Source organism: Caballeronia sp. ATUFL_F2_KS9A, from assembly GCF_023630765.1.
In the GTDB taxonomy this organism is placed as follows: Bacteria; Pseudomonadota; Gammaproteobacteria; order Burkholderiales; family Burkholderiaceae; genus Caballeronia; species Caballeronia zhejiangensis.
Genome location: NZ_JALQEK010000002.1, coordinates 584717 through 598194 on the forward strand (window position 1 = coordinate 584717; position 13478 = coordinate 598194).

Annotated in this window: 15 protein-coding genes; 10 read left to right on the forward strand and 5 right to left on the reverse strand. The window is 64.0% G+C overall.

Translation table 11 applies throughout. The features are described 5' to 3' along the window. Positions 1-150 precede the first annotated feature (150 nt). The 6 genes from NCS67_RS05020 to pcaC are packed head-to-tail and all read left to right on the forward strand — an operon-like array spanning position 151 to position 5303. Complete coding sequence (locus tag NCS67_RS05020) at positions 151-843, forward strand: 3-oxoacid CoA-transferase subunit A (protein WP_061134631.1); 693 nt, start codon at positions 151-153, stop codon at positions 841-843. 16 nt (positions 844-859) lie between these two features. Then, entirely contained in the window at positions 860-1516 is a 657-nt protein-coding gene (locus NCS67_RS05025; RefSeq protein ID WP_008350173.1) for a 3-oxoacid CoA-transferase subunit B, read from the forward strand. Positions 1517-1538: 22 nt separating this feature from the next. Further along, positions 1539-2741, forward strand: a complete 1203-nt coding sequence (gene pcaF, locus NCS67_RS05030) for a 3-oxoadipyl-CoA thiolase (protein WP_250434536.1) — start codon at positions 1539-1541, stop codon at positions 2739-2741. 4 nt (positions 2742-2745) lie between these two features. After that, the gene (locus tag NCS67_RS05035; RefSeq protein WP_244808010.1) at positions 2746-4101 is read left to right on the forward strand and encodes a 3-carboxy-cis,cis-muconate cycloisomerase; all 1356 of its coding nucleotides are present in this window, start codon (positions 2746-2748) and stop codon (positions 4099-4101) included. Between the two features lie 27 nt (positions 4102-4128). Beyond that, a complete protein-coding gene (gene pcaD, locus NCS67_RS05040) occupies positions 4129-4917 on the forward strand; it encodes a 3-oxoadipate enol-lactonase (RefSeq protein WP_175979964.1) in 789 nt (262 codons plus the stop codon). A 2-nt stretch (positions 4918-4919) separates the two neighbouring features. Continuing rightward, the gene (gene pcaC / locus NCS67_RS05045) at positions 4920-5303 is read left to right on the forward strand and encodes a 4-carboxymuconolactone decarboxylase (protein WP_008350165.1); all 384 of its coding nucleotides are present in this window, start codon (positions 4920-4922) and stop codon (positions 5301-5303) included. Between the two features lie 64 nt (positions 5304-5367). Here pcaC and NCS67_RS05050 read toward each other — a convergent pair whose 3' ends face one another. Further along, positions 5368-6390 (reverse strand): DUF3443 domain-containing protein, encoded by a 1023-nt coding sequence (locus NCS67_RS05050; protein ID WP_250434545.1) that lies wholly within the window; start codon positions 6388-6390, stop codon positions 5368-5370. Between NCS67_RS05050 and NCS67_RS05055 the strand changes: the two genes are divergently transcribed. Continuing rightward, positions 6389-6538: a hypothetical protein gene (locus tag NCS67_RS05055; protein WP_250434547.1), complete on the forward strand. Its 150-nt coding sequence runs from the start codon at positions 6389-6391 to the stop codon at positions 6536-6538. The genes NCS67_RS05050 and NCS67_RS05055 overlap by 2 nt on opposite strands. A 126-nt stretch (positions 6539-6664) precedes the next feature. Here NCS67_RS05055 and NCS67_RS05060 read toward each other — a convergent pair whose 3' ends face one another. Next, positions 6665-7126, reverse strand: coding sequence for a DUF2844 domain-containing protein (locus NCS67_RS05060; RefSeq protein ID WP_008350161.1), 462 nt, complete (start codon positions 7124-7126; stop codon positions 6665-6667). 416 nt (positions 7127-7542) lie between these two features. Between NCS67_RS05060 and bamC the strand changes: the two genes are divergently transcribed. Together bamC and NCS67_RS05070 are read left to right on the forward strand one after the other, a co-directional pair. Then, positions 7543-8751 (forward strand): NlpB/DapX family lipoprotein, encoded by a 1209-nt coding sequence (bamC, locus tag NCS67_RS05065; RefSeq protein ID WP_034472024.1) that lies wholly within the window; start codon positions 7543-7545, stop codon positions 8749-8751. A gap of 460 nt (positions 8752-9211) precedes the next feature. Beyond that, positions 9212-9502, forward strand: coding sequence for a putative quinol monooxygenase (locus NCS67_RS05070; protein ID WP_008350158.1), 291 nt, complete (start codon positions 9212-9214; stop codon positions 9500-9502). A 17-nt stretch (positions 9503-9519) separates the two neighbouring features. Here NCS67_RS05070 and NCS67_RS05075 read toward each other — a convergent pair whose 3' ends face one another. From NCS67_RS05075 to NCS67_RS05085, 3 genes are all read right to left on the reverse strand, one after another. After that, on the reverse strand, positions 9520-9780 hold the full coding sequence (locus NCS67_RS05075; protein ID WP_008350156.1) for a hypothetical protein: 261 nt from the start codon (positions 9778-9780) through the stop codon (positions 9520-9522). Between the two features lie 153 nt (positions 9781-9933). After that, entirely contained in the window at positions 9934-11544 is a 1611-nt protein-coding gene (gene aceB, locus NCS67_RS05080; protein WP_175979967.1) for a malate synthase A, read from the reverse strand. Positions 11545-11562: 18 nt separating this feature from the next. Further along, on the reverse strand, positions 11563-12402 hold the full coding sequence (locus NCS67_RS05085; RefSeq protein WP_250434549.1) for a haloacid dehalogenase type II: 840 nt from the start codon (positions 12400-12402) through the stop codon (positions 11563-11565). A 137-nt stretch (positions 12403-12539) separates the two neighbouring features. On the opposite strand from NCS67_RS05085, the gene NCS67_RS05090 reads away from it, so the two are divergent. After that, on the forward strand, positions 12540-13442 hold the full coding sequence (locus tag NCS67_RS05090) for a LysR family transcriptional regulator (RefSeq protein WP_034472020.1): 903 nt from the start codon (positions 12540-12542) through the stop codon (positions 13440-13442). Positions 13443-13478 lie beyond the last annotated feature (36 nt).

Here is a 13478-nt window from a genome sequence, read left to right on the forward strand (position 1 = left end):
CCACTTCGCGCATGCTTCGTTGACACGACAACGAATGCGGGACTAACATGCCGATGTTCGCTAAACGAATCCATGTTCGCATGACGAACATTTCAGCGCAAGTGTGCTGACGAGCAGGTAAACCCCAGTTCGAGACAGACAGGAACGGCAATGATCAACAAGATTTTCGATTCGCTCGCCTCGGCCGTCGCCGACGTCCACGACGGCGCGACCATCATGATCGGCGGTTTCGGCACGGCGGGCATGCCGTCCGAGCTGATCGACGCGCTCATCGAGCAGGGCGCGCGCGAGCTCACGATCGTCAATAACAACGCCGGCAACGGCGACACGGGACTGGCCGCGCTGCTGAAGGCGAAGCGCGTGCGCAAGATCATCTGCTCGTTCCCGCGTCAGACGGACTCGCATGTGTTCGACGCGCTCTATCGCGCGGGCGAAATCGAGCTGGAACTCGTGCCGCAGGGCAATCTGGCGGAACGCATCCGCGCGGCGGGCGCGGGCATCGGCGGATTTTTCACGCCGACGGGCTACGGCACGAAGCTCGCCGAAGGCAAGGAAACGCGCGTGATCGACGGCCGGCACTACGTGCTCGAAGCGCCGCTGCACGCGGATTTCGCGCTCGTGAAGGCATATAAGGGCGATCGCTGGGGCAATCTGGTCTATCGTAAAACTGCGCGCAACTTCGGTCCGATCATGGCGAGCGCCGCGAAAACGGCCATCGTGCAGGTCTCGAAGGTCGTCGCGCTCGGCGAGCTGGACCCCGAAAACATCGTGACGCCGGGCATTTTCGTGCAGCGCGTCGTCGAAGTACCGCAAGCCGTGCATCAAGCCGAACTCGCCGCTTAAGGAAGGACGAAAAGCCATGAAGAAACTCACTCGTGACGAAATGGCCAAGCGCGTGGCCGCGGACATTCCCGAAGGCGCGTACGTGAACCTGGGCATCGGCGTGCCGACGCTCGTCGCCAATCATCTCGCGGCGGACCGCGAGATCTTCCTGCACAGCGAAAACGGCCTGCTCGGCATGGGCCCGGCGCCCGCCAAAGGCGAGGAAGACGACGAACTCATCAACGCAGGCAAGCAGCACGTCACGTTGCTGACCGGCGGCGCGTTTTTCCATCACGCCGATTCGTTCGCGATGATGCGCGGCGGCCATCTCGACTTCTGCGTGCTCGGCGCCTTCCAGGTTTCCGCGACGGGCGATCTCGCGAACTGGCACACCGGCGCGCCCGACGCGATTCCGGCTGTCGGCGGCGCGATGGATCTCGCGATCGGCGCGAAGCAGGTCTACGTGATGATGGAACTGCTCACCAAGCAGGGCGAGAGCAAGCTGGTCGACGCCTGCACGTATCCGGTGACGGGCGTCGCATGCGTGAATCGCGTGTACACGGATCTCGCCGTGTTCGACGTGACGCCGGAAGGCTTCGTCGTGCGCGAAATCGTCGACGGACTGGCGTTCGAAGAGTTGCAGAAGCTGGCCCAGGTGCCACTGCAATACGCGCCGCTGACCGAAGCAGCCTGAGAGAATTCTGGAGACATTGAAGATGAAACAAGCTTTCGTATGTGATGCCATCCGCACGCCGATCGGCCGTTACGGCGGTTCGCTGTCCTCCGTGCGCGCCGACGATCTCGGCGCCGTGCCGCTGCGCGCGCTGGTCGAGCGCAACAAGGAAGTGGACTGGGAAGCCATCGACGAAGTGATCTACGGCTGCGCGAATCAGGCGGGCGAAGACAACCGCAACGTCGCGCGCATGTCGGCGCTGCTGGCCGGTTTGCCGGTCGGCACGCCGGGCTCGACGATCAATCGCCTGTGCGGCTCGGGCATGGACGCGATCGGCGTCGCGGCCCGCGCGATCAAGGCGGGCGAGACGAGCCTGATGATCGCGGGCGGCGTCGAAAGCATGAGCCGCGCGCCGTTCGTGATGGGCAAGGCGACGAGCGCGTTCTCGCGTTCCGCAGAAATCCACGATACGACCATCGGCTGGCGCTTCATCAATCCGCTGATGAAGAAGCAGTACGGCGTCGATTCGATGCCGGAAACCGCCGAAAACGTCGCGGACGACTACAAGATCAGCCGCGCCGATCAGGACGCGTTCGCGCTGCGCTCGCAGCAGAAGGCGGCGCGCGCGCAAAAGGACGGCACGCTGGCGCAGGAAATCGTCGCGGTGACGATTCCGCAGAAAAAGGGCGATGCGCTCGTCGTCGACAAGGACGAGCATCCGCGCGAAACGAGCCTCGAAGCGCTCGCGAAACTGAAGGGCGTCGTGCGTCCGGACGGCTCGGTGACGGCGGGCAACGCGTCGGGCGTGAACGACGGCGCGGTCGCGATGCTGATAGCCGACGAGGAAAGCGCGAAGCGCAACGGCCTCACGCCGCGCGCGCGCATTCTGGGCTTGGCCACGGCCGGCGTGCCGCCGCGCGTGATGGGCATCGGTCCAGGTCCGGCCTCGCAGAAGCTGCTTGCGCGTCTCGGCATGACCATCGACCAGATGGACGTGATCGAGCTGAACGAAGCGTTCGCGTCCCAAGGTTTGGCGACGCTGCGCATGCTCGGCGTCGCCGATGACGATCCCCGCGTCAATCCGAACGGCGGTGCGATCGCGCTCGGCCATCCGCTGGGCGCGTCCGGCGCGCGGCTCGTCACGACCGCGAGCTACCAGTTGCATCGCACGGGCGGACGTTACGCGCTTTGCACGATGTGCATTGGCGTCGGCCAAGGCATCGCGATGATCATCGAGCGCGTCTGATCACATGTTTTCATCGACCGGACGTTTGACCGATCTCATTTGCGGCAACGCCGCCGCGAACGAGATCTGGTCGCCGCGCGCGACCGTGCAGGCCATGCTCGATGTCGAAGCCGCGCTCGCGCGCGCATCCGCGCTGCATGGCGTGATTCCGTCGGGCGCGGTGGATGCGATCGTCGCCGCCTGCGATGCCGATAACATCGACGCCGATGCGCTGATGACCGGCGCCGCGGCGGGCGGCAATCTCGCGATTCCGCTCGTCAAGCAACTGACGGCCGTCGTGAAGGCGCGCGACGCCGAAGCAGCCAAGTACGTGCATTGGGGCGCGACGAGTCAGGACATCATCGATACGGGCGTCGTGCTGCAATTGCGCGCGTTTCTCGATCTGATCGATGCGGATCTGCGCTCGCTCTCCGATGCGCTCGCCACGCAGGCGCAAGCCCACAAAAACACGCCGATGATCGGCCGCACCTGGCTTCAGCAGGCCCTGCCGATCACGCTCGGCCTGAAGTTCGCGCAATGGCTCGATGCAGTGACGCGTCATCGCGAGCGCCTCGGCGAACTGAGGTCGCGCGCGCTCGTGCTGCAATTCGGCGGCGCGGCGGGCACGCTCGCGAGTCTGCGCGACAAGGCCTTGCCGGTCGCGGCATCGCTTGCGCAGGACCTGAAGCTGGCGCTTCCCGCGTTGCCGTGGCACACGCAGCGCGATCGCATCGCGGAAACCGCGTCGTTTCTCGGCATGCTGACGGGCACGCTGGGCAAGATCGCGCGCGATGTCTCGCTGATGATGCAGACCGAGCTCGGAGAAGTCGCCGAACCGGCGGCCGCAGGCAAGGGCGGATCGTCGACGATGCCGCACAAGCGCAATCCAGTCGGCTGCGCGGCCGTTCTGACCGCCGCGACGCGCGCGCCGAATCTCGTCGCGACGATCTTCGCGGGCATGGTCCAGGAGCACGAGCGCGCGCTCGGCGGCTGGCAGGCCGAATGGGAAGCGTTGCCCGATCTCGCGCGTCTGACGGCGGGCGCGTTGTCGAACATCGTGGGCATCGTTCCGTCGATGGAAGTCAATGTCGAACGGCTCGCACGCAATCTCGACGTGACCAACGGACTGATTCTCGGCGAAGCGGTGATGCTCGCGCTCGGCGACGCAATCGGCAGGCTCGACGCGCACAAGCTCGTCGAAGGCGCGTCGAAGGCGTCGGTGGCGAACGGCACGTCGCTCTTCGACGAACTCTTCTCGAACGAAACCGTCACGCGTCATGTTTCGCAGGATCAACTGAAATCGCTGCTCGATCCGGCGAATTACGTCGGGCAGGCGCAGGCGTTCGTCGATGCCGCCATCGCGAACGCTCACTCGAAATAAGCAGGAACACACAGGAGCGGTAAAAACATGCCTCTTGCCGAAGTCAACGGAACACGGATTCACTATCGCATCGACGCGACGGCGGGCGACAACGCGCCGTGGCTCGTGCTGTCGAATTCGCTCGGCGCCGATGTCTCGATGTGGACGCCGAACATCGAGGCGTTCGCCGCGCGCTATCGCGTCGTGCGCTACGACACGCGCGGCCACGGTCATTCGGACGTGCCGCCGGGCCCGTACACGATCGATCAGCTGATCGGCGACGTGATCGGCCTGATGGATCATCTGAAAATCGAGCGCGCGAACTACTGCGGCCTGTCGATGGGCGGGCTGACCGGCATCGGGCTGGCGGCGCGTCATCCGGAGCGCTTCTCGCGCGTGGTGTTGTCGAACACCGCCGCGCTGATCGGCTCGGACGCCGTGTGGACGCCGCGCGCCGCGAAAGCGCGCGAGCCGGGCGGCATGCCCGCGCTGACCGACGCCGTGATCGCGCGCTGGTTTACCGCGCCCTTCATCGAGCGTGAGCAGCTCGAACTCGCGAATATCCGCGACGTGTTCCGCCACACCAACGGCGACGGCTACGCGTCGAACTGCGAGGCGATCCGCGACGCCGACCTGCGCGACGAAGCGAAGACCATCGCATTGCCCGTGCTTGTGATTGCGGGCACGCACGATCTGTCGACGACGGCCGAGCAGGGCCGCGAGCTCGCGGGTTATATCGGCGGCTCGCGCTACGTCGAACTGGACGCGGCGCATCTGTCGAACATCGAAAAGCGCGACGACTACACGCGCGCCGTCCTCGACTTCCTCGGAGAATAAAGATGACCGACGACGAACGTTACGAAGCCGGAATGAAAGTGCGCCGCGCGGTGCTGTCCGACGCGCACGTCGACCGCTCGCTTGCAAACCGCACCGAGCTGACGACCGAATTCCAGAACTTCATCACGCGCTATGCGTGGGGCGAAATCTGGACGCGCGACGGCCTGCCGCGTCACACGCGCAGCCTCATCACGATCGCGATGATGGTCGCGCTCAATCGCAGCGAAGAACTCGCACTGCACTTGCGCGCCGCGAAGAACAACGGCGTCACGCAAGACGAGATCAAGGAAGTGCTGTTGCAAACGGCGGTCTACTGCGGCGTGCCGGCGGCGAATTCGGCGTTCCACCTCGCGCAGAAAATCTTCGACGAAGAGAGCAAGGCGTAGTCGCGACGCGGAACCGATAAAAACCGTCTCCGGGAGACCGGAGACGGTTTTTTCGTTTGCGGACTCAGAACGCGTAGAACGGTCCCGGTCCTGCGGGCGTCGGGCGTCCTGCGAGCGCCGTGAACACGCGCCGTCCGTAGAAGAAAGGCAAGCCCCAGTCGAAGAAGCCGCTCGCGGAGCCGGCGAGATTGTCGAAGGCGAAGTGGCCGGTGCCGAACAAGGTCGTCGATTGCGCGATGGTGAAGCTCACCGCGCTCTGCGCGCCGCTCGACGAACGGATCGTCGCGGCGATCGTCGTCGGCGTCGACGGGCAATACCACGCGCCGCACTTCGCGAGCGTCGCCGACGGGAAGAAGACGCCGTTCGATCCGCTGTCGATGAAGCTCGAACCGTACTGGCTGCCGCCGAAATCCGTCGTGACGTAGCCGGACAGCGAACTCGCCTTGAGCACCGTGGCCGAGCCGAGCAGATTGTTCGACTGCGAGCCGATGCCGAAGGTCATCGTCCCCGTGACCGCCGATGCGCCGCTATCCGGCACGTCGGGCAGCTCGATCAGCACACCGTTGTTGTCCGACGCGAAGTTCGCGATCGGATTGGTCACCTGCTGCGCGACCGCCAGCTTGCTCGCGGTGCAGTTGCCCGAGATGCAGCTGTAGTACCAGCGCGGCATCGCCGAGGTCGCGCATCCCGCGCCGCAGTCGGCGGTGAACGGTCCGACGCCGAGGATGCCGTTGCCGCGCAGGCTCGACGCGGAGAGCATCGGCAGGCCGGACTGGCCGCAGTCCTGCGCCGCGTTGCCTGCGGCGGAGTCGGCGATCAGTTGCACGGAAGTCGAGCGCGCGACCTGGCTCGCGAGCCGGATATCGGCCGTGCGGACCGCGCCCCACGTATAGCCTGAGCCGAACACGGCGCATTCCGCGATGATCGCGCTCTGGCTGCCGCCCGCGACGAGCGGCAACGCGATCGACGGACTGAGTGCGGACGCCAGCACTCTCAAGCCGTGCGAGCCGGTATCGACCTGAATGTCGTCGATGGTCTGGCATGTGTCCGTGCCCGGCACGCAGATCGTCACGCTGGTTTGCAGCATGTTGCGCGTGTTGGTCGGCGTGCTGGAAACATGGATGATCTGGACGTTGGGCGTCGTCGATTGCGCGACGGTCGTGCCGGTGGATGGGGACGACGCCGCGCTCGCGGGCGTCGCGGCGCTGGCCGTCTGGGGCGCGCTGGCCTGGTGAGGCGACGCGGCGGCGCTGCCGTTTGAGCCGCCGTCCGAACCTCCGCCGCCGCCGCAGGCGTGAAGCAGAACGCAAGTGCCGAGTGCGGCGATCGAGAGAAGGGCGCGTGGGTTCATGGCGGGCCTCTTACTGAATGTCCGTTGCGCTGACGCCCGGCGGCAGGGCGCTCGCAAGCCATGCGCGGCCGATGAATTCGCGCAGCCGCATACGATTTTCGACGACGAGATCGCCCGCGGCGACGTGCGCCGCATGCAGGCCCGCATCGCCGACCGACGCGCTCGCGCCTTGCCTGAACGTCTCGAAATGGCTGCCGAGCAGCGTGCGGACGTCCGGCATCGCCGGGCCGCGCCAGGACACCGCGTACACCGTGCCGCTCGAATCGACATACTCACGCACGACGATGCCGTCGGCATCGGTCGTTTCGTGGAATTTCACGAGGCCGCTCTGCGCCTGATGCACGACATCGCCCTGCGATGCGCTCGACGCGCGCCCGGCGGCACCGAGCTGCGCGTGGGCATTAGCCGACGCGCCGATCGCCAGAATGGTCAGGCACGCGGTCGCGTAGTGAGGAATTCTGATTTTTCTCATGACGTTCTCTCCGTTAATTAGGACTCTTCTTATTTTCGAGATGCGATTTTAGGAGGAAGTCAGAAAAAACTGATACACGTCGATGTTTTCCGCGCGAAACGGGCGGATGCGCGCAGGAGAAAAAGAAGTCTCTATGAATCAAAAGGTTACGCAGATCGAAAAGCCGAATTGCCGTTTTTCGCGATTGTCATAAATTGTCAATTCGATGCGGAGCGGCTTAAATGGAAGTTTGAGGCGCGCCTTTTGGCTGCGCGTAGTCTGCTTTCGTCATTGAAAGGCAACGTTTAATGGGCGCGCTGCGCAGCCTTGCCGGAAGCCGTCGTGACCTCTTTTTTGTCACGGCGCACGGCGGACCGGTAAAATAACGGGTTGATCCACGGAAGAACGCCCGTGGCGTAGCGGAAGGACTTCTCCAAATGACAGATTTTCGTGTAACGAAGCGGATGGCTGCGCTTTTCGCGGTGGCCGGAATCGTGGCGGGATGTGGCTCGTCCAATCCCAACGCGTTCAACTACAAGAGCGATCAGCGTTCGAAACAGGTGTCTCTCGCCGTGCCGCCGAACCTGCTCGACGAAGCGGCCGATCAGCGTTCATTGCCGCCGCAGGGCGGGCAGGCATCGCTGTCCGATCTGCAGCAGATTCAGAAAGTCGCACCGAACGCGCCCACGGTGGTTCCGCCGGTGTCGGGCATGCGCGTTCAGCGCGACGGCACCGAGCGCTGGCTCGTCGTCGATGGCAAGACGCCCGATCAGGTGTGGCCGCAGGTCCGCCGTTTCTGGCAGGAGCAGGGCTTTCTGCTCGTCGTCGATCAGCGCGACAAGGGCGTGATGGAAACGGACTGGAACGAAACCCATCCGCAGATTTCCGACGGCCTGATCCGCGACACGCTCGCCAAGGCAACGGGCAACTCGTATGTCACGGCCGAGCGCAACAAGTACCGCACGCGTCTCGAAGCGGCGCCGAACGGCGGCACGTATGTGTTCATCAGCCAGAAGGGCATGCGCGAGGCGCTGACCGGCGTGAACAATGACACGAGCCAGTGGCAGGCCCGCCCGAACGATCCCGCGCTCGAGAACGAATACCTCAAGCGCCTGATGTCCTCGCTCTCGCTGGCCGACCAGCGGGCGGCTTCCGGCGGCGCAACGCCGCTCGACGCCCCGGCCGCCGGTGCTGCGGGCGCGCAAGCCGCGAAGGGCGGCGATGCGAAGGCGGCGTCGGTCGCGGCGCAGAACGCCGCGTACGCGGGCAATTCGCCGATCCGCAACGAAGTCGTGCCCGAGGCCGCATCGTCGCAACTGACCTTGCCGGAAGCGTACGACCGCGCGTGGTTGCGCGTGGGCATCGCGCTCGATCGCGCCAACTTCACGGTGGACGACCGCGACCGCAGCAAGGGCGTCTATTACGTGCGCTACGTCGATCCGACGGACAAGTCGTCGGCGGAACAAGGCTTCTGGAGCCAGGTGTTCCACGGCCGCAAGGAAATGAAGGCGAAGCAGTATCAGGTCAACGTGCGCGCCGTCACCGAGCAGCAAACGCGCGTGGCGATCGTCGACGACAAGGGCGAAGTCGATTCGTCGCCGCAAGCTCGCCAGATCATGGCGCTGCTCGCCGACCAGATCAGCTGATCGTTTTCCGCACCGATCCGCAGAAACCGCCTCCTTCGCGAGGCGGTTTTTTTACGCCGTCGATGCCGCCGCCGGGCGCGCAAACGATTTTTTCAGCGCGCACGGAAATGCGAGCGACGCGTAAATATTGCGCAGACAATTCTTTCTATCGGGAAATGTGCGCAAAAGCTTATAGAAATGAACGCCCGGACAGTACATTGCATCAGTGGCGTAAATCACCCGCCGGAAGTTCCACGAAGCGCGCGTATCACGCACGTTGTACCTGACAAACAGACGATTGGTTCGCGCTGCGCGAACCCCGATGGCCCCGTCGCCTATCCTCGTAGGGCGACGGTTTTTGCCCGCGTTTCTCTTGGAACGCGGGCTTTTTCTTTGGCTTGCAGATCGGGCGTTTTCGGCGACATGCGCGATGCGCGGTTATGCTCGTGCTTCCATCGTTCAAGTAAGAAAGGAGAAGCTCATGTCGGAAGTTGCCGTCGTCGCGATCTTTGTTGCCAAACCGGGCAAGGAAGAGGAACTGAGGGAAGTGCTGGAAGCGAACGTCGAGCCGACGCGCAAGGAGGCGGGTGCGCTGCAATACGACTTGCACCGCGACCTGAAGGAGCCGCGGCGCTTTATCTTCGTCGAGCGCTGGGAGAGCGAGGCCGCGCTCGCGAAGCACGGCGAAACGGCGCACATCCAGACGTTCCGCGCCAAATCGCCGGACTTGTGCGAGCACGGCGAAGTCCGTGTCGCGAGCAAGATTCTCTGACGGACCGGACAGCGCTTTTAATGCGTTTCTTGTGGGACGTCGAGGATCAGGATGATGGTCCAGTCGGCGTCGCCGTCGTGATGATACTGGCGCTCCGCGACGATGAACGGCTGCTGCTTGCCGGACGGTCCGAGGAACAGCACGTCGCCTTCCATCGGCAGGCATTCGACGGGCGGCAGCGCCAGATACGAGTCCTTGTTCGCGTTGCGCGGCATCAGTTTTTCGATCTTGCGCGATGCCGCTTCGGTCCATTCGATATCGAGCTGGATATTGCTCATGCTGTCGTTCGCACGATGAGTGCGCTCCACGGTTGAATCGTTGAAAAGACGATGCGCAATGTAGCACACGCCGTGCGCGATCCATGCGGCGTGCCAGACGAAAAAACGGCCCGAAGGCCGTTTTCCGTTCGTGCGCGAGACGGCACGAAATGCTCAAATTTCCTCGTACAGCGGCAGCGTCAGAAACTCGGTGAAGTGCGCCGAAGTCGACATTTCCTCGAAGATTTTCGCCGCGCGTTCGTAGGGCTTCGTGTCCGCGCCCGACGCGCTGACCGCCTGCTTCACCTTCTCCAGTTCGTCGATGGTGATCTCGCGCACCATCGATGCCGTGACCTTGCGGCCGTCGTCGAGCTTGCCCTTCGGCGAGCGGATCCATTGCCACACCTGCGAGCGCGAGATTTCGGCGGTCGCGGCGTCTTCCATCAGATTGTGGATCGGCACGCAGCCATTGCCCGCGAGCCACGAACCGAGATAGTGGACGCCGACGTTCACGTTGTTGCGCAAGCCCGCTTCGGTGATCGGCTCTTCCGGACGGAAGTCGAGCAGATCGTGCGCCGTCACCTGCACGTCGGTGCGCTGCTTATCGATCTGGTTGGGCTTGTCGCCGAGCACCTTCACGAACTCTTCCATCGCGACCGGCACAAGGCCCGGATGCGCGACCCAGCCACCGTCGTAGCCGTCGGAGGCGTCGCGCGCCTTGTCGGAGCGCACGCCGCCCATCGCTTTGTCGTTCGCGGCCGGATCGTTCTTGATCGGAATCAGCGCCGACATGCCGCCGATCGCCGGCGCATTGCGTTTGTGGCATGTCTTCAAAAGTTCGAGCGCATAGGCGCGCATGAAGGGCGACGTCATCGTGATCTTCGCGCGGTCGGCGAGGCAGAAGTCCGTGTCGTTCTTGAACTTCTTGATCGCCGAGAAGATGTAATCCCAGCGGCCCGCGTTGAGCCCCGAGCTATGCTCGCGCAGCTCGTACAGGATTTCGTCCATCTCGAACGCGGCGAGAATCGTTTCGACGAGCACCGTCGCGCGAATCGTGCCGCGCGGGATGCCGATGGCCTCCTGCGCCGCGACGAAAATGTCGTTCCACAGACGCGCTTCGAGATGGCTTTCCATCTTCGGCAGATAGAAGTACGGACCGCTGCCGCGCGCGATCAACTCCTTCGCGTTGTGAAACAGGAAGAGCGCGAAATCGAAGATGCCGCCCGACACGCGCTCGCCATCGACGGTGACGTGCTTTTCGTCGAGATGCCAGCCGCGCGGACGCACGATCAGCGTCGCGATCTTGTCGTTGAGCTTGTACGACTTGCCGTTCTGTTCGAGCGAAATCGTACGGCGCACGGCTTCCTTCAGATTGACCTGGCCGACGATCTGGTTGTCCCAGTTCGGCGCATTCGAATCCTCGAAGTCGGTCATGTAGGAATCCGCGCCGGAGTTGAGCGCGTTGATGATCATCTTGCGCTCGACCGGACCGGTGATCTCGACGCGACGGCATTGAAGATCTGCCGGCAGCGGCGCGACCTTCCAGTCGCCTTCGCGGATCGATTTCGTTTCTTCGAGGAAGCTCGGGCGCTCGCCCGCATCGAGACGCTTCGTGCGCTCGACGCGCGCCGCGAGCAATTGCTGGCGGCGCGGCTCGAACTGGCGATGCAGCGACGCGACGAACGCGAGCGCTTCGGGCGTCAGGATGGTCTCGTAGCCGGGCTTGATATCGGCTGAGATGGCCATGCCTTTCGGAAGCGAAAGCGGATTCGATGGATGCGTCATGGTTTTCTCCTTGGTCGGTCAGACGGTTTTGCTAGTGGTTGTGCGTGAAGCGTTGCGCTGCCTGCTTTTCGGCTGCGTGATCCGGCGAGAGTTGGCGACGGCGCGCACCGCGCCGCCTTCGATGAAAGCGATGAGATCGGCCATGCCGCGGCCGCTGCCGTGCGGCGCGACGCCCAGTTCCTCGGGCGGCAGCGCGGCGCGGTTGATCCAGAAAGTCGTGTAGCCGAACCATGTTGCGCCGGCGACATTCCAGCCGTTGCTCGACGCGAATACGATGTCGCGCGCGCTGGCGTCGAAGGCTCGGGTGCCGAGCGCGTAGGCGGCGGGCGCGGGCTGGTAGGCGCGCGCTGCATCGACCGACAGAACGTAATCGAAGAGGCCGCTCATGCCGGCGCTTTTCACGGCGATGTCGAGCATCGGCGGATTGCCGTTCGACAAAATCGCGAGCGGAATGGCGAGGCCGTCGCGCAACGATCTGAGCGCGGGCAGCGTGTCGGGGAACGCGGAAAGGCACGCGTATTCGTCCATCAGGCGCTTTTCGGCGGCGCTCGTGAGCGCATCGGCGAGGTTCAGGCGTGCAGCCGCGTGGCGCAGCGCATCGATCGTGATTGTCCAGAACGGCTCGTAGTGCGCGCCCGACGGATCGGCGAGCGTGCGCAGTTGCGTGTACTCGATCTGCTTGCGGCGCCAGAGCTTCGAGAGTGCGTCGCCGTGGCCGGGAAAGAGCTGCTCGGCCGCCGCGACGACCGAGTGGACGTCGAAAAGCGTGCCGTAAGCGTCGAAGATGACTGCGCGGGGGAGCTTGGACAACTCGCGGGAAAATTCGCTGGACGATGCGTGTGTCGTTATGGCCGACATAGCCTTGCGCTCCGTTTAGAGTCGGAATCGATTGTATTCGTGATCTAAGTGATGGAAAAAGCACCGCAGCATCACTTGATCTTTTACTTTTACTTACCTAATCTGTGGTTCAACACCGATATTGACGACGAACGCGCATGGATCGATTCAAGCAGATAGAAACCTTCGCTTCGGTCGCGGCGAAGGGCAGCCTGTCGGCGGCGGCACAGGCGGAGGGCATCGCGCCGGCCGTCATCGGACGCAGGCTGGATGCGCTCGAAGAGCGGCTCGGCGTGAAGCTGCTCGTGCGTACGACGCGCCGAATCACGCTGACCTTCGAAGGCTCCGCGTTTCTCGAGGACTGCCAGCGCATCATCAACGACATGCAGAACGCGGAGGCGAGCGTGTCGGCGGGCGGCGTGAAGGCGAGCGGGCATTTGCGCGTCTCGGCGCCGGCGGGCTTCGGACGGCGTCACGTCGCGCCGCTCGTGCCGAAGTTCACGACCTTGCATCCGGACGTTTCCGTGAGTCTCGATCTGACCGACCGCATGGTCGATCTCGTCAACGAAGGCTTCGATTGCGCCGTGCGTCTCGGCGAGTTGCCGGATTCGTCGCTGGTCTCCTTGAAGCTCGGGGAGAACCGGCGCGTGTGCGTCGCGTCGCCGGAGTATCTGGAAAAACGTGGCGAGCCCGCCGATCTCGCCGCGCTCGCGCATCACAATTGCCTGGCACTCGGCGCGTCGGCGAATCAGCAGCGTGGCTGGGTGTTCGAGCAGGACGGCAAGGTTGTCACGATCAAGGTTTCCGGCACGATGGAATGCTCCGACGGCGCCGTGCTGCACGAATGGTGTCTCGAAGGCCGCGGTCTCGCGTGGCGCTCGTGGTGGGAAGTCGGCGATGACATCGACGCTGGCCGCCTCGTCAGCGTGCTCGATGCGTACGCCGCGCCGCCGATCGGCATTCACGCGGTGTTTCCGCAGAGGCGGCATCTGCCGTTGCGCGTGCGATTGTTTCTCGATTTGCTCAAACATACCTATAACGCGACGGGATATTGGGGTTGACTGCGAGCCGGTGAAAGCTTCGGAATCCTATGCGCG

What these genes read in the sequence shown, in the direction of transcription:
- aceB (WP_175979967.1), bottom strand. Translation starts at nt 11,544, where the DNA reads ATGACGCATCCATCGAATCCGCTTTCGCTTCCGAAAGGCATGGCCATC.
- NCS67_RS05050 (WP_250434545.1), bottom strand. Translation starts at nt 6,390, where the DNA reads ATGCTGCAAACCAGCGTGACGATCTGCGTGCCGGGCACGGACACATGC.
- pcaD (WP_175979964.1), top strand. Translation starts at nt 4,129, where the DNA reads ATGCCTCTTGCCGAAGTCAACGGAACACGGATTCACTATCGCATCGAC.
- NCS67_RS05085 (WP_250434549.1), bottom strand. Translation starts at nt 12,402, where the DNA reads ATGTCGGCCATAACGACACACGCATCGTCCAGCGAATTTTCCCGCGAG.
- NCS67_RS05035 (WP_244808010.1), top strand. Translation starts at nt 2,746, where the DNA reads ATGTTTTCATCGACCGGACGTTTGACCGATCTCATTTGCGGCAACGCC.
- NCS67_RS05020 (WP_061134631.1), top strand. Translation starts at nt 151, where the DNA reads ATGATCAACAAGATTTTCGATTCGCTCGCCTCGGCCGTCGCCGACGTC.
- NCS67_RS05090 (WP_034472020.1), top strand. Translation starts at nt 12,540, where the DNA reads ATGGATCGATTCAAGCAGATAGAAACCTTCGCTTCGGTCGCGGCGAAG.
- bamC (WP_034472024.1), top strand. Translation starts at nt 7,543, where the DNA reads ATGACAGATTTTCGTGTAACGAAGCGGATGGCTGCGCTTTTCGCGGTG.
- pcaC (WP_008350165.1), top strand. Translation starts at nt 4,920, where the DNA reads ATGACCGACGACGAACGTTACGAAGCCGGAATGAAAGTGCGCCGCGCG.
- NCS67_RS05075 (WP_008350156.1), bottom strand. Translation starts at nt 9,780, where the DNA reads ATGAGCAATATCCAGCTCGATATCGAATGGACCGAAGCGGCATCGCGC.
- NCS67_RS05070 (WP_008350158.1), top strand. Translation starts at nt 9,212, where the DNA reads ATGTCGGAAGTTGCCGTCGTCGCGATCTTTGTTGCCAAACCGGGCAAG.
- NCS67_RS05060 (WP_008350161.1), bottom strand. Translation starts at nt 7,126, where the DNA reads ATGAGAAAAATCAGAATTCCTCACTACGCGACCGCGTGCCTGACCATT.
- NCS67_RS05055 (WP_250434547.1), top strand. Translation starts at nt 6,389, where the DNA reads ATGTTGCGCGTGTTGGTCGGCGTGCTGGAAACATGGATGATCTGGACG.
- pcaF (WP_250434536.1), top strand. Translation starts at nt 1,539, where the DNA reads ATGAAACAAGCTTTCGTATGTGATGCCATCCGCACGCCGATCGGCCGT.
- NCS67_RS05025 (WP_008350173.1), top strand. Translation starts at nt 860, where the DNA reads ATGAAGAAACTCACTCGTGACGAAATGGCCAAGCGCGTGGCCGCGGAC.